This is a genomic window from Ignavibacterium sp. (assembly GCF_025998815.1).
Taxonomy (GTDB): Bacteria; Bacteroidota; Ignavibacteria; order Ignavibacteriales; family Ignavibacteriaceae; genus Ignavibacterium.
This window is the reverse complement of the sequence record NZ_AP026678.1, coordinates 911,057-933,397: the sequence shown is the minus strand read 5'-3', so window position 1 is coordinate 933,397 and position 22,341 is coordinate 911,057. Positions and strand designations below refer to the sequence as shown.

Annotated in this window: 9 protein-coding genes and 2 tRNA genes; 3 read left to right on the top strand and 8 right to left on the bottom strand. The window is 36.0% G+C overall.

Annotated elements, in window-relative coordinates:
* Position 1: 1 nt before the first annotated feature.
* Both Q0X14_RS03940 and Q0X14_RS03935 read left to right on the top strand, forming a co-directional pair.
* Entirely contained in the window at positions 2-1,204 is a 1,203-nt protein-coding gene (locus Q0X14_RS03940; RefSeq protein ID WP_297842709.1) for a cytochrome c3 family protein, read from the top strand.
* 1 nt (position 1,205) lies between these two features.
* Positions 1,206-2,066 (top strand): hypothetical protein, encoded by an 861-nt coding sequence (locus tag Q0X14_RS03935; protein ID WP_297842706.1) that lies wholly within the window; start codon positions 1,206-1,208, stop codon positions 2,064-2,066.
* Positions 2,067-2,141: 75 nt separating this feature from the next.
* On the opposite strand, the gene Q0X14_RS03930 is transcribed toward Q0X14_RS03935, so the two are convergent.
* Positions 2,142-2,229, bottom strand: a tRNA-Ser gene (locus Q0X14_RS03930).
* A gap of 116 nt (positions 2,230-2,345) precedes the next feature.
* On the opposite strand from Q0X14_RS03930, the gene Q0X14_RS03925 reads away from it, so the two are divergent.
* A tRNA-Ser gene (locus tag Q0X14_RS03925) sits at positions 2,346-2,434 on the top strand.
* Positions 2,435-2,486: 52 nt separating this feature from the next.
* Here the strand turns inward: Q0X14_RS03925 and Q0X14_RS03920 are convergent.
* The 7 genes from Q0X14_RS03920 to Q0X14_RS03890 form a co-directional block, all read right to left on the bottom strand.
* The gene (locus Q0X14_RS03920) at positions 2,487-6,146 is read right to left on the bottom strand and encodes a choice-of-anchor J domain-containing protein (RefSeq protein WP_297842703.1); all 3,660 of its coding nucleotides are present in this window, start codon (positions 6,144-6,146) and stop codon (positions 2,487-2,489) included.
* Between the two features lie 86 nt (positions 6,147-6,232).
* The gene (locus Q0X14_RS03915) at positions 6,233-9,976 is read right to left on the bottom strand and encodes a T9SS type A sorting domain-containing protein (RefSeq protein WP_297842701.1); all 3,744 of its coding nucleotides are present in this window, start codon (positions 9,974-9,976) and stop codon (positions 6,233-6,235) included.
* 26 nt (positions 9,977-10,002) lie between these two features.
* Positions 10,003-11,475: an endonuclease/exonuclease/phosphatase family protein gene (locus tag Q0X14_RS03910; protein WP_297842699.1), complete on the bottom strand. Its 1,473-nt coding sequence runs from the start codon at positions 11,473-11,475 to the stop codon at positions 10,003-10,005.
* A gap of 8 nt (positions 11,476-11,483) precedes the next feature.
* On the bottom strand, positions 11,484-13,013 hold the full coding sequence (locus Q0X14_RS03905; protein WP_297842696.1) for a hypothetical protein: 1,530 nt from the start codon (positions 13,011-13,013) through the stop codon (positions 11,484-11,486).
* A complete protein-coding gene (locus Q0X14_RS03900; RefSeq protein WP_297842693.1) occupies positions 13,014-16,436 on the bottom strand; it encodes a hypothetical protein in 3,423 nt (1,140 codons plus the stop codon).
* A gap of 14 nt (positions 16,437-16,450) precedes the next feature.
* Positions 16,451-19,114, bottom strand: a complete 2,664-nt coding sequence (locus Q0X14_RS03895) for a choice-of-anchor J domain-containing protein (RefSeq protein ID WP_297842690.1) — start codon at positions 19,112-19,114, stop codon at positions 16,451-16,453.
* Complete coding sequence (locus Q0X14_RS03890) at positions 19,111-22,212, bottom strand: reprolysin-like metallopeptidase (RefSeq protein ID WP_297842686.1); 3,102 nt, start codon at positions 22,210-22,212, stop codon at positions 19,111-19,113. The genes Q0X14_RS03895 and Q0X14_RS03890 overlap by 4 nt, the downstream gene beginning before the upstream one ends.
* Positions 22,213-22,341 lie beyond the last annotated feature (129 nt).

Genomic DNA, 22,341 nt, shown 5'->3' with positions numbered 1-22,341 from the left:
TATGAAGAAAATTAAATATACATATAGTTTCTTATCAGTTGCAGTAATTATGTTCTTATTAATTGCTGCATTTCAAAAAGGAACATCTGAAACCGAAAATCCCAATGAAGGAAAAATAAAATTCTCTCATTCACTTCATTCTGAATTAGTTGATTGTCAAACCTGTCATAGTGCAGTTGTTGAAAGTACATCGTTAAAGACACTTCAACTCCCTAATCATGATAATTGTTCCACCTGCCACAGCGTTGATAACGAAGAGGAATGTAAAACTTGTCATATTAATGATGTTTATGAACCGCTGGTTCGGAAAAAATCTGAATTAATTTTTGATCATAGTTTTCATTTAAACAACACACAGATGAATTGTGAATCCTGCCACCAGGGCTTAAAAGAAGTTGATTACAGTTGGCAGGCAGTTGGTGTTAATCCTCCCATGGAAAATTGTTATAGTTGTCATAATGATAAATCAGTAGCATCAAATGCTTGTGAATCGTGCCATATATCCACCGCTAATTTATTACCACAGAATCACAAAGTTGCTAATTTTACCCGTAACCATAAATTTATGGCAAATGCTGTTGATGCAAATTGTGTTATGTGCCACGATAATCAAAGTTGTAATGATTGTCATGTTGCCACAAATGTCATAACAGAAGTTAATCTTAATAATGATTTCTATCAGCCATATTATCCAAGCAATTTTACTGATGGTACAAAACTTCAGGCAATAAGAAGAGTCCATGATTTAAACTACAGATTTACACACGGAATGGAGTCCAAAGGAAAGACAGCGGAATGTCAATCCTGCCATCAGGTTGAAACTTTCTGTGCAAATTGTCATGCTGCCGAGAATACTGATTTTGCGGTTAGTGGAATAATTCCCGCGAGTCATTTGAAACCAAACTTCTTTACAATTGGTGTCGGCACCGGAGGTGGGGAACACGCAATTCTTGCGAGAAGAGATATTGAACGTTGCACCTCTTGTCACGATGTTAATGGCTCCGATCCAACTTGCATTACCTGTCATCTTGATAGTGACGGAATTAAGGGAACAAATCCGAAAACGCATGCGAGAGGATTTATGAAAAATGAAAAAGGTGATTGGCACGATAGCGAAGGTTCTGTTTGCTATAATTGTCATACGAGTGCCTCGCCTTCATCTCAGAAAACAGCTGGTTTTTGTAACTATTGTCACGGGTTATAATATGAAAACAAGAATAATTTTATTATTAGTATCATTAACATTAACTCTTGCATTTATATCTTGCAGTGATATGAGAGTTGATGTTCAACCAGCTCCAGAAGTTGGTGTACATCCGGAAGGAATTATTAATCCCAAATCTCCAAATTTCCATGGTGTTTTGATACAAAATATTAATTGGAAATTGAATGAGTGTCAAAATTGTCACGCTGCTGACTACAGCGGTGGAATTACAGGTGCCAGTTGTTTAAGTTGTCATAATCAACCAGGTGGGCCAGAAGCTTGCAACACTTGTCACGGTGTATTTAATAATCCAAATATAATTGCACCTAACAAGGGAGCACATTATAAACATTTATACACTAATTCTAATGGCAAAGTAGTGGAATGCATTGCTTGTCATATCATTCCGGCAGAATTTAAATCTGTTGGACATATTGATGATTTCAAAGGTGCAGAAATTAATTTTAGTTCGATAGCATTAACCGAGACAAATGAACCGACTACTCAAGATTATGATAACTCGCTTTCACTTTTCACTCCTAATCCAACATACAATAAAACAAATCAGACTTGTGGGAATACCTATTGTCACGGTTACTTTAAAAATGGTAATACTGAAAATAATGTTAGTTTCACTGCTGGTTCCAATGGAGCTAAATGTGGAAGCTGTCACGGTGATGTAGCAACAGGAGATCCATTACCAAAAACATCAGCACAGGGTGGGACTCATCCGAATGTTAGTACCTGTAATTCTTGTCATTCAGGTGTTGTTGATTTAGTAAATGGTAATTGGGTAATTTCTGATCCTACGAAACACATAAACGGTTTGCTAAACATATTTGGACAGGAAAGAAATTATTAGAATTGAATTTAACCAAATTAAAAAAGCCGTCGCAGAAGTGACGGCTTTTTTGTTAAAAAATTAGAAAATATTGAGCGGAGAGAGTGGGATTCGAACCCACGGTACCCTTTAGAGGTACACACGCTCTCCAGGCGTGCCAGTTCAACCACTCCTGCATCTCTCCGAGTTATTAAGAACAAATTTTCAAAAATTGTTTTCAAATATATCACTTCAACTTCAGCTATCAAAAGAATCAATTCTTCATCAAATCAAAATTCTTTAACTTTGCATTGTACTTTTGGAAAGGTGCCGGAGCGGTTGAACGGGGCGGTCTCGAAAACCGTTGTCCCGAATATTCGGGACCGAGGGTTCGAATCCCTCCCTTTCCGCAAATAAAAAAGCCCCGCTTAAATCGGGGCTTTTTTAATATTTATTCAATTCTTACTTCAACAACATCATCTTCTTAACAGAAGAGAATTTGTTAGTCTTAAGTTCATAGATATACAATCCTGTAGCAACATTTCCAGCATTCCACTGATATCTGTATCTGCCTGCCTCCATCTTTCCGTTTACTAACTCTGCTACCTTCTCTCCCAATGCATTGTATATCGTCAATCTTACATTCTCTACATCCTCCGGCAACGAGAACTCTATCGTTGTCGTTGGGTTGAATGGATTCGGGTAGTTCTGTTCAAGTGAATATTTATCAGGAATAATATCACTCATCACATTCAACTTGCTTATCTGTGAGTTGCTGATTGTTATCTCTTCGCCTGACTTAACTCTCTCATTTATTGCTTTTCCTGTCTCATCTGTTATCCTAAGCATCATTCCTTCTACTCTTACTCTTACAGGATATTCAACTCCCTGCATCTGTATTGTCTTCATTGCACTGCCCAAATCTTCAACAAATCTTCCCGATGTGTATCTTACATCGAACATATCTGTAAATGGCACAGGAGGAAGTTCGAATAAATCAAGAGAAGTCTTCTGAGCCTGTTTACCCTGAGCAACATAGAGAGTATAAGACTTACCTGCATTATCAGTAATGATAATCTTACCGAAGTCATCAGGGATAAAGTCAGATAGTTTGAAGTTGGCTTTAGGACCAGGATTAACATTAATCTGACCAGCAGCAGTAAGTTTAACCCAGTAGCCATAGCCAGGCACAAGGTCAGATGCAACCTGATAACCAGTGCCAGGAGTGTAACCATAGACAAATCCAGAGATAAGTCCGGATGGTGTAGTAGTAAGAGCCGCAGTAGGAGCTAAGAACTCATAACCACCGATAAGGTTCCAACCAGCAGAACCAGCAATAGGATCGTGAGGAACGATATTGATACCGCCAGCAGGCCATTCATCACCTGTGTTGTAAGTATTAGCACCGAGATGTTTCATCCAGTAACCGAGACCGGGCTGAACAGTTGTGACAGGTTGATAAGCACCCTGGAACTTAAATACATTAGCAGCAGGGTCTTTACCAGACCACCAGGTAGTAACATTCTGATCAACAGGATGTTCACCAGGAACAGAAACCATATTCCAGCCATTTGATACATTAACTGTTAGTTGGAAAGTAGTTGATGAAGAGTAACGAAGAATTTCAACCAAGTCCAATCCAATATAGTTAGAGTTGTTTCCAAATTCACCACCGTCATAGATTAAATATCTGAATGCAATGTATCTGTTAGGTGAATTTGGTAATACATATGAATATCTTGTCCAGCCAGTTGTAGGCACTTCAATGTAATCAAGAATTGTGGTGAAATCGCCGATATTATTACCTGTGGTTGATACGAGAATTTGGATAGAGTCAGGCCAGATTGAACCATCAGGTGATCTTACCCAGAAAATCAGTGAGTCAGTAGCTTCAGTTATTGAGCTTCCTACATTTGGCGTAATCAACCACTGGTCGATGTAGAATCCATTTGCTCCCTGGAAGTTTGAGCCGGCATAACCGTTACCTTCTAATGACGGAAAAATAGTGGGATTTCCCTTAAACCATAATGTTGTACCACCGCCATCAACATTTACTGTATCCCAACCTGCTGGTGGAACATTACCTTCAAATCGTTCCAGAAAAACAGAATTATCGGGAGCCACATAAAAAGAATAAACATTTGAAGTGTCATTAAACGGGTTACCGTCACCTGCTAGAATTGTCCACGCCTTTATTGTATGTAATCCGGCTGTTGCAGTATTCCAAGTTAAAGTTAATGTATCTGTTTGAGCTGGTGCTAATGGTTGTGTGTTAGAAACAGGAGATTGATTTGTACCATCAACAGCCCAACCAACCTGATAACTATTCTCAGTTACATTTCCAAAATTCTTAACAACCACTTTAAATACTGGTGGTGTCACTTCTGAAAAGTCTGAATCAATTTTTTGAACTAGAGTAATTCCTATGTTTCCAGAACTGGTACCGTCAGTTGGGTCTATAGATTTTTCATAAATTTCTCGACTTAAGGTATTATTAACAATCTGTTCTTTCATCACACCAAGAGATTCATACAGGTTAACTGTTCCAAGGTCGTTATTTGGAGTTTCATAAATTGATACTTCATCTATATACAAATAAAATCGATCTGCATCGGAAAAACAATTGAATCCAAAATAATATGTACCACTTAAATTAGGTGTGAATGAAACTAATCTTTCAGTATAAGTTGTATTAGTCAGATTCGTGTCGCTCCACAATACTGTTGTTTGATTCGATATATTGGGGAAATTACCAACTGTTATTTTGAGTTTTTCAGGAAAACCTGCATTCTGAACTTTCTGATAGAATTTTACTGTATAGTTAATTCCTGCTGTTAGATTAAATCCAGGTGTTATCATCCACGCATCCGCATTATAGACAGGATTAAAAGGATACACCATAGCACCTACACCTGCATAAGGAACACCAGTACCTGTAAATCTTAACCATTGATTACTATTGCTTCCTCTCAAGCTGGTCCAGTAAGTAGGTGGAAAGAAAGCAGCATCAAAATTCTGGTTAAAAGGTAATAACTGAGGTTCAGCTATTGTTCTAAAAGCCCATAGCGTTCCTTGTGTAGTTCCTTCAGTACCTACTTCATCAACTCTCCAGAAATATACTTTATAAGGTTGTAGTGAAGTGACTAATTTTGAACTAACTAGTGATCCAGAGTGAATAAGAGATAAACTATCCGGATGTGGACCAAACCAAACCTGATTAGAAGTTGCTTCAGTTGGATTTGTCCAGGTCAAAGTTACATTTGGATATGATGCAATTACGCTTCCATCAAAAGGCGAAGGATTTTTTGCAGCACCTGGTCCGGTTGGAGCAATCGAGTTTCCAAATATTTTGAACGGTATTCCCTGATTAGTATAAATTCCATTATCAATCAATTCCTGCCAACTTCCGGAAATTTGTTGTAATGCGTCACCCGTATTAGGTTCTCCAATTATCGAGATTGGAGGCATCCACGGACCTGAAGAAAGAGAGCCTGTTGCACTGACCATTATCCAATATTCTCCAGATGGTAGGTTTAATCCAGTCGTTGATGCAACCACAGCCATAATTGGTCTAGTAGTTCCCACATTGTTTTCTGCATATCTATATGAACCTGTCCAATAAGTTCTCAATAATTTGTTTGTTGTTGTATCTCCATAAACAGGAGTTAACCCATAAGCAGGATTTCCTCTGTAAATAGAAATATATAATCCCGTGAAAGTAGAGGTAGTGGAAGAACCAGTCTGATAACCAAAAAATCTGATTGAATCAATATTCCAATTTGCACCATCGGGAACAGTAAAATTATCTGCAATAAATATTGAAGAAGATTTAGCCCAACCAAATCCTAAAGTATTCAGCCCAAGTGTTGTATTTTGCAATACACTTCCATCAGAACCACCTGGACCGCCACCAGGGTTTGTTACAAATGGACCATTATCATATAACTCCAGAAGCTCAGGGTAACGACTTGGTATTTGAGGAGAAATATTTAATGAGGTTTTATTTGGTTTTTCAGAAGTTATTTGAGTTTCAACAACTTCTGCATTTTGGGAGTAGAGATTAATTGAAAGCAACAACAGCATTAAGAGGAAAAAAGAAAAAAAGAATTTGTTTCTTTTCATATGGGCCTCCTATATATTGTTAATTTATTTTGATAAGTAAGAATTAAGAGGAGATATTCTTAATATCCCCTCGGTAATTAAAAATTTTACTTCAACAACATCATCTTCTTAACAGAAGAAAATTTGTTTGTCTTAAGTTCATAGATATACAATCCTGTAGCAACATTTCCAGCATTCCACTGATATCTGTATCTGCCTGCTTCCATCTTTCCGCTTATTAACTCTGCTACCTTTTCTCCCAATGCATTGTATATCGTCAATCTTACATTCTCTACATCCTCCGGCAACGAGAACTCTATCGTTGTCGTTGGGTTGAATGGATTCGGGTAGTTCTGTTCAAGTGAATACTTATCAGGTATTATATCACTCATCACATTCAACTTGCTTATCTGTGAGTTGCTGATAGTTATCTCTTCGCCTGACTTAACTCTCTCATTTATTGCTTTTCCTGTCTCATCTGTTATCCTAAGCATCATTCCTTCTACTCTTACTCTTACAGGATATTCAACTCCCTGCATCTGAATGGTCTTGATTGCACTGCCCAAATCTTCAACAAATCTTCCCGAAGTGTATCTTACATCAAACATATCTGTAAATGGCACAGGAGGAAGTTCGAATAAATCAAGTGAAGTCTTCTGAGCTTGTTTACCCTGAGCAACATAGAGAGTATAAGACTTACCTGCATTATCAGTAATGATAATCTTACCGAAGTCATCAGGGATAAAGTCAGATAGTTTGAAGTTGGCTTTAGGACCAGGATTAACATTAATCAGACCTGCAGCAGTAAGTTTAACCCAGTAGCCGTAACCAGGCACAAGGTCAGATGCAACCTGATAACCAGTGCCAGGTGTGTAGCCATAGACAAATCCGGAGATAAGTCCAGATGGTGTAGTAGTAAGAGCCGCAGTAGGAGCTAAGAACTCATAACCACCGATAAGGTTCCAACCAGCAGCAGCAGTAAGAGGATCGTGAGGAACGATATTGATACCGCCAGCAGGCCATTCATCACCTGTGTTGTAAGTATTAGCACCGAGATGTTTCATCCAGTAACCGAGACCGGGCTGAACAGTTGTGACAGACTGATAAGCACCCTGGAACTTAAATACATTTGCAGCAGGGTCTTTACCAGACCACCAGGTAGTAACATTCTGATCAACAGGATGTTGACCCGGAACAGAAACCATATTCCAGCCATTTGATACATTAACTGTTAGTTGGAAAGTAGTTTGTGATGATGAAGGAATCCATGAATTTGCAACTCTAATTCCATCAATATAAAGTTTTGGAGACGTACTTGTAGAACCTTGTCTCAATGCAACCATAGCTAAAGAAGTTGCATCGTTTCCAGCATCACCAACTGTTAAATCCGGTGTTGGTTCATTCCCATCGAGAACTGGATTGATCCAAAGTTTAACTGTATCATTGGATGTACCACCATCATAAAACTCATATTTTACTACAACAAGATAAGTTGTACCTATTGAATAAATTGGTGAAGTATAGACTGCTTCACTATTATTTCTCTTTGCAACGCCAAAAGCGAGATTTCCATTTAAGCTATCTCTCTTTGCAAATACTTTACCAAGAAAAGTGGTGGTTGTATTTTCTGGTCCAAAGTGTAAGAAATAATCACCAGCATTTTGAGCAGAGTCAACACTTACTAAGAATGAAGCGTACAAACTTCCTGTAGTTGTAGTTTCGAATGCTCGATTAACATCTTCACCAGTATTTGTTAGATAAACAGCTTTGCCAATATTTGAATACTGATAGCCAGTGTAAGAAAGGTTCGTATCAACAACTGTAACGGGATTTAAACCAGCTCCACTGTGAGTAACCCAGCCGTTTTGATTAAGTGTAGTACCGACAGAATAGCTAAAGTTTTCAATTATTGGAAGAGAGGGCAAATTATCTGTTGTAATACTGAATTGTGGTACTGAACCATCTGTTTTGTAATCTATTAAAGTACCAGAATTCGTGTATGGAAATATTTTAAAGTAATATGTTGTTCCACCATTCATTCCAAAAGTTGCTGTTTGAAGTCCTTGTGCAACATTCTGATTGAAAGTTGAATTATTCACCGGAACACCATCAACAGGATTTGGAATAGAATCAAATGCAATTGAACTTGCCCGGATTAAATAACCATCCGGTGAAGTTCCACCTGTTGCATCAATCCAATTGAGATTTATATAATAATACCCCGGATTACCTAGCGAGCCGCCAAAATTAGAAACATGATTTGTGGGTTCAGGTTTTATAACAAAGCCATTACAAGAAACTATAGCATCGCTTGCACCACCTCCGGAATTTATTATCACTTCACCATTATATAATCCTCCGGTAAGACCGGCCTTAAGTCTGACATATATGGGTGTAGAAGCAAGTGAACCACCACTGTATGGGACAAGTAATGAATTTGAAAATGTTGAGTTGTTCAAGGATATTTCATAATTAGTTGGTGCTGTAACTGTGATATTCCCGGAAGGAGGATTCAAATCCGAACCACTTAAATTATAACTTTGCGATGTTGATGGACCACCACCAACAATATAATTAAAGTTAGATAGAGTAGTTGGATTTGCAGTTAATAATGGCTGACCGGAAATTGGGAAAATTTCATTCCAAAAATGTGCAACGCGAATTCCATCTATGCTTGCATTGGGGGTATTGTTACCTTGACGGATTGCAAATCTGGCAATTTGAGATAAATCAACCGCAGCAACTTGTGTTAAATCAGGTGAAGGTTGTGTTCCATCAACTGGCGGATTTATCCATAAAGATGCTATATCATTAGCTGAACCAGGAACTATCTGATAACTTAAAACAACCAAATATGTTGTACCAATACTTAAATCATTTGGATACCATACAGCGACAGTATTGCTTGAACTGGCTCTAATTCCTAAATTAAAAGTATTGGGAATTGAGCCGGCTCTGATTGATACTCTTCCATTAAGTGTAGTGGTTGAAGTACTAGGTAAATAAGTTACAAAATAATCTCCTGTAGTAGAATTGTTTGCTAATAAACCTGTTGTATTTGTAATATTGACAAGAAAAGCCGATAAAATTGTTGTTGTGTCAGCAGGGAACTGTCTATAGGCATCTTCAGCTGAACTACTAGTATTTATAATATTGATTTTATTTCCTATTCCTGATGATAAATATCCTGTGTAAGATAAGCTACTATCAACAACTTGAATAAAATTAGCTGTTCCTGAAAAATTAATCCAGTTGCCCCCACTAACCGTTGTCAATTGTCCAGTTGAATAGCTAAAGTTTTCTTCAAAAAATAGTTGTTCAACAGAAAAATCTAAACTTAATACTTCTTCCGGTAAACCTGTTATATTATTCCAACTATAAACTCGTGTATAAGGTGTAATAGAATTTTTCCAGGTCAGATTAAAATAGCTTCCAGTAAATGAACTTGCCGTAGTTTGAAATCTGAAACGGGAAATTCTTTTTCCTTCTCCAGGAAGAATTGTTCCGTTTGCACCGGGAAGATTTGAAGATGTCCTGATAATATTACTTCCGGTGAGCAAAGCAGAAGGTGGCAGTGCGGTGGAAGGGAAGTCAGAATAATCTGTAATAAGCGAGAACAAAGCATTACCACCATTAAGAAATGCAGGATCATAATTCCACACAAATGCTGCATTGCTATATGTAACACTTGTTGCTCCTGTGTTCTGAATATAAACATCAAATGTCAGAGAGTTTGAAGACTCAAAACTTATATTTGATACAATCAGCTTTAACTGCTGTGAGAATGCAGTTGATATACTGATTGAAAACAACAGAAGAATAAAAACGAACAGATTGTTTTTTTTGTGCATAGCTTCACCTCAACTATATTTTTTTATTATGGTTTTTTAATTGAATATCCTTGAATATTATTTTGATAAACAAGATTTACATCATTCATATCTGTAATTGTGTCTCCATTTAAATCTGAGTTTACATATCCACTAACACCTAAAACATAATTCGTGAAAACATTTATCATATCACTTATTTCGATTATACCATCCTGATTTATATCTCCGCTTATAATGCACCATTTACTTCCAATAAGTTTTAAATTATTTCCGAAAGCTTTGTTGTCTGATGTAGTAAAATCATAACTCGATGCATCGTTAATAAAAGTGATTGGGTTTGCACTCCAGGTTTCCAGTGAATTCCGATGCTTTACTACCAAATAATATGGAGTATTGTTAATTGCTTGATTCAATGATATAGATACATCTCCATTTGAAGTTACTAAAACTTTTTTCTGTTCAACCATATTGTAAGGACTATTTGAATTTCTTAACTCAACAATTACAGAATCCGGAATCATAGTTGTCCCGTTAAATCTTCCCTCAATAAATAATTTGAGTGATAGTGTTTTATCGTTAGTAGGAAAGGAAAGAGTTGCAATTACCGGTAAATGATCACTTGCATAATGAAGAGCATCAGCAATTAATTGACCAACAGCATTGTTAGGGGGTCTATTGATTGAGTCATTGTAATGATTTCCATCATTACCGTATGCTGCATAAGAACCAGGAATAAATTGTATTCCACCTGAATCCATTACTGCTTGTGACATTAGAATCATATCAAACCTGTCATCAAGTCCACCTGGAGTACCATCACCGAATTGTCTTGTTCTTGTAGATTGTGTATGATGAATTGAGTAAGCAGAATTGTTCCAGGTTCCAACAAGTGTCAATGGGTCAAGCACATAACCGCTCGAACTCTGATCAAGCAATTTTTGATATGCAAGCTCTCCCGATCTGTAAATATTAAAATCACCGAGTACAATAAAATTTGTATTTGGCGGAAGCGAGTTAGTTCTTTGTCTTAAGCTATCAACTTCGGCGGCTCTAAGTAATTCATTTTGCAGTGAATCACTTGCTTTAAGATGTACTGAGTAAATAATAATTGTATCGCCGGTGAGATTATAAACAAGTTTAAATTCATTGATATCACGTAATGCAGTTCTTATTGGAGTATTACTTATAAAAGTGAACAAATTCGATTTGAAGAAAATAGCATTGTCTGTATCAAAGCCATCAATAAAAGTTCCTGCCTGATATGTCGGATTATTTGGAAGTAAAATTTTATTTAAAAATGCATTTACACCTTGCTGCGAAATCATTTCCTGCACTACAAGAATATCAGGTTGAATGTTTGCAAAGATTGTTCTGAAATAAGGATTACGGGAAGTAGTATCGGTAATCGGATAATTAAGAATATTATAAGTCATAATTGTATGCTGATTCTGTGCGATTAAAATCAGGCTTGAGATTAAAAATATCAGAATGATTTTATTTAATAATTTGTTCAACATTTATTTTCTTATCTTTCTGAAACAGGTGATTGAGGAGTTATTTTTTGAACGCCCATTAAATTATTAACAAACACTTGATGTAAATCGTAGATTTCTGTTAATAAATCATTATTTAAATCAGTATTAGAATATCCTGAAATTCCGTTCACATTGTCCAAATAAACTAAATTCACATCCGTTGAATTGACAAATCCATCCTGATTTACATCGCCGCTGTAAATACACCATTTACCATTGATAAGTTTCAGATTATTTCCATATGCTTTTGATTGAGAATCGGTAAAATCATAAGTAAGCTGATTTCCTGAAAAAGTCAGTGGGGAAGAACTCCAGGTTTCAATCGAATTACGGTGTTTTATAACAATGTAATATGGAACACTGTTCTGAAGCCCATAAAATCTTGCGCTGGCTTCGCCATTAGAATTTAATACTACTTTTGTTTGCTCAATTAGTGCGAAAGGTGAAGTAGAAATTCTTATCTCAACTGTTATTGTGTCAGGAGTGATGCTTGTTCCATTGAAAGAACCCTCCAACAAAACTTTTAATGAAGTCAAATCGAATACATTAAAGTAAGGTGATTCAAGTTTATAAAATCCATTTCCCTGAGCAGCAAAATGTGTCATTGAATCAACTATAACATACTGATAATTTGTTGAGCTTATTGGAATTTGTGTCCAGGTTAAACCTCCGTCTTTGGTTCGCCAGCTGGTGTTGCAGGAATAACAACCTGCGATAACATGATTTCCGTTATCCGGTTGAGTGTGAACTCCCCACATATTTATTCCATTGAACAACGGCTGAGGTTGCCAGGTTTCACCATAATCAGTTGATTTAAGAAAACCTCCTCCGCCACCCCATTTCGTAGCCCAGGCAGTTCCGGGATTTGTAAAATCAATTGCGATTGTTGGAATTTCTCCGCTAGTAGAAAATTTTTGTGACCACGTAAATCCACCATCAGTGCTTTTAAAAATTCCTGTGCCGTTATCACCAATCAGAATTATGTTCGTGTCCGGAAATACCTCAATATCACAAGGTGCATTGATTGGACCAAAGTTAGTTGCAATTGTTGTCCAGCTGCTTCCGAAGTCAGTTGATTTTTTGAATTTAGTATCAATCATCATATAAAGTATATCAGGATTTGAGGGATCTTGAGTAACAGGAATGCCAAAATATGACATTTGTCCTTCGTCATTAGTTAAAATCCAGGTATTTCCATCATCAGTGGTTTTATATACCTTATCATTTGGTGAGGATTCAATGGCAACTATAAAAGTACCTGGATTGTAATCATCCAGAATTATACATTTTATTTTTGATGCACCAGGGACAGTTGTTCCTGTTACAAAAAAATTCTCACCTCTGTTTGTGCTTTTGTAAATTGTATTATTTGAACCGTAATAAACTATATTTGAATTGAAGCGATTAAAATCAATTGGTCCACCCAAACTGCTGCCAGATTGCTTCAGCGTCCATTGATATGAAGTTTGAGAATAAATAAATGAAGTGAATATCAATAAACTTATCAGTGTATTTATCATTTATTCTCCAGTAATATTTGTTGATGGAAATCCAGTTGGTCTTTTGACCTGGATATTCGATGAATAATTAATAAATGCAATAACCAAATCTTTAATTTCAGTATAACCATCGCCGGTTAAATCAGTTGAAGAATAACCGAAATTACCTGTGATGTTATTTGAGTAAACTAAATTCACATCCGTTGAATTGACAAATCCATCCTGATTTACATCACCGCTGTAAATACACCACTTACCATTGATAAGTTTCAGATTATTACCGTAAGCTTTACTTTGTGCTGAAGTAAAATCATAGTTTAATATTCCTGATGTAAACTGAACTGAAGTTGAACTCCAGGTTTCAATAGAGTTGCGGTGTTTTATTATCAGATAATATGGTGTTGCTTCAGAAACATTATTTAAAGTTGTCGTTGCTATTCCGTTCTGATCCAGAAAAACTTTTTTGGATTCTACAAGTGAATAAGGAGAAGTTATGTTTCTGAATTCAACAGTAACCGAGTCTGAATTCATAACTGTTCCATTAAATAGTCCTTCTATAAGAACAGTGAGATTTAAAGTTTTTGTTTGAGGGACTAAATCTCTCATCAAATATCTTACGCTGTTCTCAATTAGATTTTTTGCAACATTTTGATCAGCGAATTGAGCGATAGCAAAAGAGTAAAAAATATTTTTGCAAACATTCGTATCACCATTTGGATTGTAGATAAATATTCCTCCGTTAGCTGCATTGCCACCACTCCAATTGGCAATTCGACTAATTCCGGTTACACCGGGCAGTACAGTCATTTCATCTCTGGCACCGTATCCTGATGTTCCTCCATTATTCACTGCAATAGGAGTTGGGATAGAATTTGGTGTCGTAAAGATTGAGTGATTTACGGTAGCAATTTGTAAACTCGCACCGCTGCGATCACTTACCCAGTTGCTGTCTAAAAGTAAATTTCGTCTGAAGTTAATATCAACTTCAGTAGTTTGTTTTCGGTAGATGTAACCAACTTCTCCGCCTTCAACTAAAAACTTACCACCATTTGCAGTGAAGTTAACTAATGCTGTTCTCTTTGTTGCATCATTAAAAATTGATGATTCTTTAACGCCGGCAGATAATATTACCACATCGTAATTTGAGAGAGTTGATGTATTAAGTGCAGAAAAGCTAACCTGATCAACTGTGTATCCTCGTTCTGTCAAAGCAGTACTAAATAAATTTGCTGATGCACCAAGTGGTATATTATATTCTCCGTATGAAATCTTTTCTTTTGAAACTCTATCTTCCAACGAAACATCATCATCAACAACAAGAATATTTCCAAGCGAAGGAATAATGTTGAAAGAATAATATCCTGAAGAAGGACTATATGAAATATTATTTTGTTGTGAGATGTCTGTAGCTTTAATTCGGTATTCAATTACATCGCCGGGATCTACAATTATTGAAGGAAAATTCCCTGAATAAGTATTGCCTGAAGTTAAATTCAAATTAAAAGAACTTAATGAGCCACCATTCTTTCTGTATTCACAGATAACTGACTGAATTCCAAGGTTATCTGTGATAGTCGCAGTGACGGTTGGCGGAAATCTCGATGGTGGAATATTTGATAATGGAGTATGTACAATAGTAGGTGGAGTGTTATCTATAAAAGTTTGAAATGAATAATAGCTTATTGGTGCATTAAAAGGTGATGTTGCTTTAAGTCCCTGGTTATCAGTTGCTGATATGTAGTAGTTATAGGTCGTTGCAGTTCCGTTACCAGGAATATTTGCAACATAATTGTTCCCACCAGTATTCGTCATAGTAATACTATCCGAAATCACACCAACTCCTCGTCCCCAATAAACTTTTATTGATGATGCTACAAGAGGATTCACAGAAGTGATTGTCGCATTAACTGTGTAAGGACCATTCAGGTTTTCTGTATTCGTCAAAGGAGTATGAATGATTGAAGGTCCAAAAGAAACTATTGTTGACCATGCCTGATAATTTCCGGTTCGATCTTCTGCCCATACAGGATATGCTTTACCGTTTCCAGCAGTTATTCCGATATAGTCACCCTGATACCCTGAAGCTAAACCTGAAATTGGTTTTGGTTTAAAGTTTGCATCGCTTACCTGAAAATTATCGAAAGTAACTCCACCATCAAATGAAGTTGCCATCCAAACACCAGAACTATCAGCAGTTGTATTTCTGTTATCATAGAAAACAATATGTAAAGCTCCATTTGATTGATCGACTGTACACCAGGGATAGTATTGGTCTTTACCGTTATTTAGTGCATCATTATTTACTCTTACTGGTGAGCTCCAGGTAGTTCCACCGTTAGTTGAACGAATTAAAACAATATCAGGATCACTACCGGCAGGAGAAACTCCTCTTTGTGCCCAAACAATATAAATGTATCCATTCCTTGGTCCACCTGATCGATCAACAGCCATTGAAGGAAAAGAAGATACTCTGATGTTTGTTGATTTTAAATTACCTCTTATTCCAAAATTTGGTGCAGAATAGATTCGTGCTTTAGTAAATGAAACACCACCATTTGTTGATTTGGCAAAACCAATTGCATCTTCGCCATAAACCCCTGTGCCCCAATTATCATAAATTGCAAATGCTGCATAAACTTCTCCATTTGGTCCGGTAGATATATTAACTCCCTGAGCATGACTTCCGGGTGAGAGTGATGCAGACAAATCAACAAAACTACTCCAGCTAACGCCGTTATTTGTAGAATAAATTAAGACAACCTGATTATCGCTTGGACTGCCTGTGACGAAATGTGTCCATGCATCATAAACTCGATTTACATAAGGACTTGTTGATTGTTTGTCAACCCAAAGATGATTTTTATCCAGCAAATCTCCGGAAGATGGATCGGCAGCCGCAACATAATTTGACCAGCTCGTACCATTATTTGTAGAAACTGAAACTCCCTGACCACCACCACTTCGAATGTAACCAATATAAAAATTTCCATTCGGTCCGATTACAGCAGCCGGATCTCCACTATTCGAACCAATTGGTGGGTTATCATAACCGGTCCAGTTTGTTCCTCCATTTGTTGACCAATATAAACCGGTGCCATATAAAGTAGTTACAGGCCAGTTTGTTGAGTTCGCACTTGCAAATAAAATATTTGGATTTGTTGGATGAATATCGACACTAATTTCAGATTGAGTAGAATTTGAAGAAGGAAGAATTCTGAAATTTGGATTTACAACTGCTTCAATGTCATTACTTAACTTATATATTTGAGTAAAATGGTTTTCGATGTATCTATAGTTTTCATCAATTGGTATGAAAAAGTCCGGATTGAGGTTTACCCGTGTCCATCTTTTATCTTCTTCCGACAAATTCTGTGAGAATATTCTTAATGAACCAGAAGTAATCAGAATTGAAATAATTATAAATATTTTCAAATAGTTTTTCATTTTATTGTAAACCTTTATTTGATTAAAATCATTTTCTTAACAGAGCTAAATTCTCCAGCTGTTAATTTGTAGAAATAAATTCCGCTTGTTATCTGTTTATTCAGAAATGATGAATTAGAAATATTCCCATTCCCAACAGTGAATTCCACTTCATATCTTCCGGCAGGTTTCTCTTCATTAACAAGTGTTGCTACTTCATTCCCAAGCAAATCATATACTTTCAATTGAACAAATTCTCTACTGCTTATTGAATATTGAATTTTCGTAGTTGGGTTAAATGGATTAGGATAATTTTGTTCAAGTGTAAATTCATCAGGAATCAATTGATTAGAAATAAATATTTTTTTTATGGATGGATTATCAATTACTATTTCACCATCAGAATTGAGATAGTTATTCAAATTATTTCCATTCTCATCCGTTAAAAACAGAGAAGGATCAGATAATTTAATTTTAACAGGAAAATCAACTGCCTGAAGTTGAATTACAGACTTAGCAGAGAGAGTTTCGACAAGTCTGTTAGAAGAAAATCTAATATCAAAAATGTCAGAAAAGGGAAGAGGAGGAAGTTCGAAGAAATCAAAATTAATTTTTTCATCAGTAAGATAAAGAGTTTTTAATCTTTGCAGATTATCAGTGATAATTATCTTATCAGAAAATTTTTCTAAATAAAATTCCTCATCAACATCTTTTTGCATTGAAGGAGAAAATACAATCTTTCCTGCAGTATTAAACTTAATAAAATATCCTCTACCTGGCTGTAAAGTATTAGTTGAATAAAATCCGGAAAAAATATCATAACCATAAGCATAACTGGAAATTATATTGGGCGGAGATGTAATATTTGAATTAATGAAAAGAGGAGTTTGATAAACTCCAATAATATTCCAACCTGTTGTAACATTGATTGGAAGATTCGGAGCTGAGAGCAAACCGCTGCCCGGCCATTCATCTCCGGTATTATAAATTCTATTGCCACTATGTTTAAGCCAGTATCCTTTACCGGTTGTAACTTCAGTAGTCGTTTGATATCGGTTGTTTGTTAATTCATAAACATTTGTTGATAAATCACGATACTGCCACCAGGTATTTATATTTTGATTATTTGGATGAGCACCAGGTACGGAAACTAAATTCCAGCCATTATTAATATTTTGAGTGAAAGAAAATGTAGTTGGAACAGGAATATGAACTGCTCTCATTATCCACGCTCTTTCACTCCCTGCGACGATTAATGGATACCAGAGTGTTGTGTCTGTGCTGCTTTGATAATAGCTATGAGTATTGATAAATCCGTTACTGTGTACTCCAGCAGGGAAAAGTATTCCAGATGGCAATTTGATTGTAATCCAGTAATCAGAGCCAGCAGATATGCTCGGTGCATTATCATCAAAAGCAAAATGGATTAAATCGCCTGCACCAGTAAGATAATCAGAAGTTGAATATGTTTTTGTGTAAAGCACTGCACCAGGTGAATTAATCGTACTACCAGCAGCACGAATTTGAATTTCGAATTGTCCGCTTGTTATGTATTCTGTCTGATAAAGAAAATCTACACCTGCAAGTTTAATATTTCCTTCAGCTTCAAATCTTACTGCGGCTTTGAATCGAACATTCGGATTTCCATAACCCATCCAGGTATCAGCAAAGTTATCACCGCGATCATATTTTGTAATAGAATAAGCATTTGGATAAACTTTTATCTTTTTCTTCTGACTATTGTTATGAAGATTTTCATCACCAGATAAAACCAGATTTCCTGTAACTGTAAATGTTCCTCGTCCAGTTGGTTGATATTTGACGCTAAAACTATCCCTTGCATTTGGATTTACATAGTTTCCTAAAAACGGTGTTTGTGTAAAGCCGTTAACTACCCAATTTAATTGGTACGAAGTTGAAGTCCGTCCGAAATTTCTTACTATACCTGAGAGATATAGATTATTATATTCAATTGGTAAATCTTCTGCAGGGATGTTTATGAGAGTTGAATTGTTCACATCACTTTCTTTAGCAGGAAAAGAAGAATAATCAACTGTCAGTAAGTTTTTTGCTAACGAAATTTCCTCAGTTTGTAACTCAGAGTTTGAATACATAGAAAAAGAAGGCAAGCCACTTGATTGATAGAAATTTACAAGAGCTATGTCATTATTTGGGGTAACAACAGCAGGTCCGTTTACATCATCAATAAATAAAAAGTATGCATCTTTACTTCGGTTTACGAAAGCGATATATACTTGCTGACCAGCATAAGCATTAAGACTATACTTTTTATATTTCCATTCAGTAGTGTTATCATAAATCACAGCAAGATTTGTCCAAGTGCCGCTATTTGGATTATTCGTTGTACCTATTTTTACATAAAGACTTTCTGGAAATGCAGCACTTATTATGCTATGATAAAAAGTCAGGCTGTCACCGGCTGCAACCTGAACTTTAGGAGAAATTATCCAATCATCATTCTGCAGAGTTGAAGATTCAAATCGGCAGGCAATCGAATAGGGTGGGGTTTTGTATTTCAGGTTTGATTGTGCCCAGGTCTGAATTCCGTTATCTCTGTTTACAATTCTCCAACGATAAAATAATTCTGAATCAGAAAAATTTTCATTAAGTCTGTTTTGGCTATTAACACTGACTATAAATATTAATAAAATCAAAAATATTTTTTGTAGTATTTTCATTTAAGTAAAATCATTTTCTTAACAGAGCTAAATTCTCCAGCAGTTAATTTGTAGAAATAAATTCCGCTTGTTATTTGTCTATTCAGAAATGATGAATTAGAAATATTCCCATTCCCAACAGTGAATTCCACTTCATATCTTCCGGAAGGTTTCTCTTCATTAACGAGTATTGCTACTTCGTTACCAAGTAAATCATATACTTTTAATTGAACAAATTCTCTACTGCTTATTGAATATTGAATTTTCGTAGTTGGGTTGAATGGATTAGGATAATTTTGTTCAAGTGTAAATTCATCAGGAATCAATTGATTAGAAATAAATATTTTTTTTATGGATGGATTATCAATCACTATTTCACCATCAGAATTGAGATAGTTATTCAAATTATTTCCATTCTCATCCGTTAAAAACAGAGAAGGATTAGATAATTTAATTTTAACAGGAAAATCAACTGCCTGAAGTTGAATTACAGACTTAGCAGAGAGAGTTTCGACAAGTCTGTTAGAAGAAAATCTAATATCAAAAATGTCAGGAAAGGGAAGAGGCGGAAGTTCGAAGAAATCAAAATTAATTTTTTCATCAGTAAGATATAGAGTTTTTGATCTATTTCTGGAATCAGTGATAATTAATTTTGTCCAATCTTCTTTAATAAAATTTGTTGTTTCGTTAGAGTATTTCTCTAAAGCTGAAGGCAAAATCAAATTACCAGATGAACTGAATTTTACCCAATACCCATAACCCGGAACAAGAGAATTTACAGTCTGATATCCACTGATTGAATTAAATCCATAGAATGATGTTTGAATAATTCCGGGAGGATTTGTTGTTACACCCAAAACAGGAGCAGAATTTTCAAAACCACCAACAATATTCCAACCTGCATTAACAGGAATTGGATTATGAGCTACATAAAGAATTCCACTTGAAGGCCATTCATCGCCGGTATTATAAACTCTGTTACCAAGATGTTTCATCCAATATCCTTTACCTGGTTCCAAAGAATTTACCTGAAAGTAACCATTGTTGAAGGAATAAACTGAAGCAGTTGGATCCAGAAATGACCACCAGGTTTCAGGATTTTGATTCGTTGGATGAAGACCGGGAATTGAAACCAGATTCCAACCATTTTCAATCGCTACAGTTAACTGAAATGCAATTGGCGTATAAGTAATCGTAAAATTCTGATTTGAAATATCAAAGAAAATATTATTAACTGCTTCAACTTTTATTCGTGCCTGATTCGTAGCGATATTTGGTACAGTAATAATTTCAGAACCGTCATTGGGAGTTGATGAGAGAATAGTATCGTTGAAACTATATCCTCCATCAGTTGAAAGTAAAATTCTTACATTAGAGCAATTTACAGGAGAGAGATTTGTGTTTGCTACATTCCAGGATACAGTTTGTTGAGAAGCTCCAGCCCAGATAACTGATGTATTTGGTGAAGTTACAGTAAACGGTCCTGAATTTCCATCAACTGCAAAATTTACTTGTTTCCAATCAACACCACCACCAGCAGCTCTGTTATCTCTTACCGTTAAACGGAATTTCAGATTTCTACTATATGATGGCAAAAGTACTCCATATGTTGAAGTGTTATTAATTAGATCCTGAAATCTGGGTACAAAACGAATTTTAGAAGTGTCAGGATTAAAACTTCTGATTATTGGTGCATCTCCCGAAGGAGAATTAGGATCACCGGCAGGACCTAAGTCAAATTCTTCCCAACAATATGTTAATGCATCACCATTTGGATCAGTTGCATTTCCTCTCAGTGCAAAAGGTGTGTTTTTCGGGATATAAAATCCTCCAACAGGAACAGTTATGTTGGGGGCATTATTTCCTGTAGCGGTAATTTGCGCACAGGAGTTTCCCGAACCAAAATTTGTATAAGCTACAATTTCATCAAAACTTATTGTATGAAAATATGCATCGCTGTTACTTTGTAGATTTTGCGGATCACAAATTCCTGCATAAGCCATTATTGTTGATCCACTTCCAGGTTCATATGCTGTTGATGCATTTCTGTTTCCAGAGCATGAACCGGTATTCCCGTTAAAAGTATGATTTGCACCAAACTGATGACCCATTTCGTGGGCTACATAATCAATATCAAACGGATCACCAATTGGATTTGGTGAACCCGTTACACCTCCTGCTTTGTTACTCGTACACACACATCCTAGATAAGCGATGCCACCACCACCTGTACTGAAAACATGCCCTATATCATAGTTTGCACTACCAATTACTGCATTAAGGTTAGAAATATTTTGTGATAACATCGCTGAACCATTATTATTACTGTAAGGGTCAGTGCTTGGGTTAGTGTAGATTATAAGATTATTGTTTGCAACCAGAACCATTCTGATTGCAAGCTCTTTCTCATAAACACCATTAACACGATTAACGCTCGTGGTTACAGCTGCTAATCCTAATCCAACAGTCCCGCCATGATATTGAGTATATTCTCCTGTGGCAGCATTTGCAAGTCTGTAAGTTCTCAGCTGAGGTCCTGTTGGTGTTAATAAAGACTCATAATAATTTGGAACGGGTACAGTGTATTCATCGTGATAAAGAACTTCACAGTCAAACAAGACATCTTTTTTTACAAAATCTTTTGTGTAATAAGACAGATAATAATTTGTTTCCCCCTTTGCATAAGGGTCAATAAATATTCTTCCTTTTGGTGAAAGCACCATAGCGTGAAATCCGTGCGGAGTTATATCCATTTTCAATGTGGCATAAGGGTCATCAATTCCTTGACCTGTATATGTCCGGATGTCAGGAAATTTTTGTTGAAGTTCCGGTTCCATTGTTGGTGATTCCCAAAAACTAAAATTCTGGAATTTACCATCAGGCATTGGAAGTGGAATGATAGCGGGATTATTTACAGCTTCCGTTGTGAATTCCATCGGAGCAGAATTAAGAAGTTCTTTTAATAAATGAATATCTAATTTTATTACACGATATGAGTTTGGGATAATGACTCTTTCTCCGGTGTATGAAATACTATTTTCAGAAATATCATTCCACAAACCTTGAGGTAAAACAGTTGCGGCATAAAAAAATATTATAAGAAAAATTTTTTTTATCATATTTCTAAAACCCTCAGAGAATATTAATAAAACTAATGACCTCAAGCCGAGGTCATTAGTCTTACCAATGTGCTTCCCAAACAATTAGAACTTTAATAAGCGAAGAGCTATCAAAGATTAATTTATTGT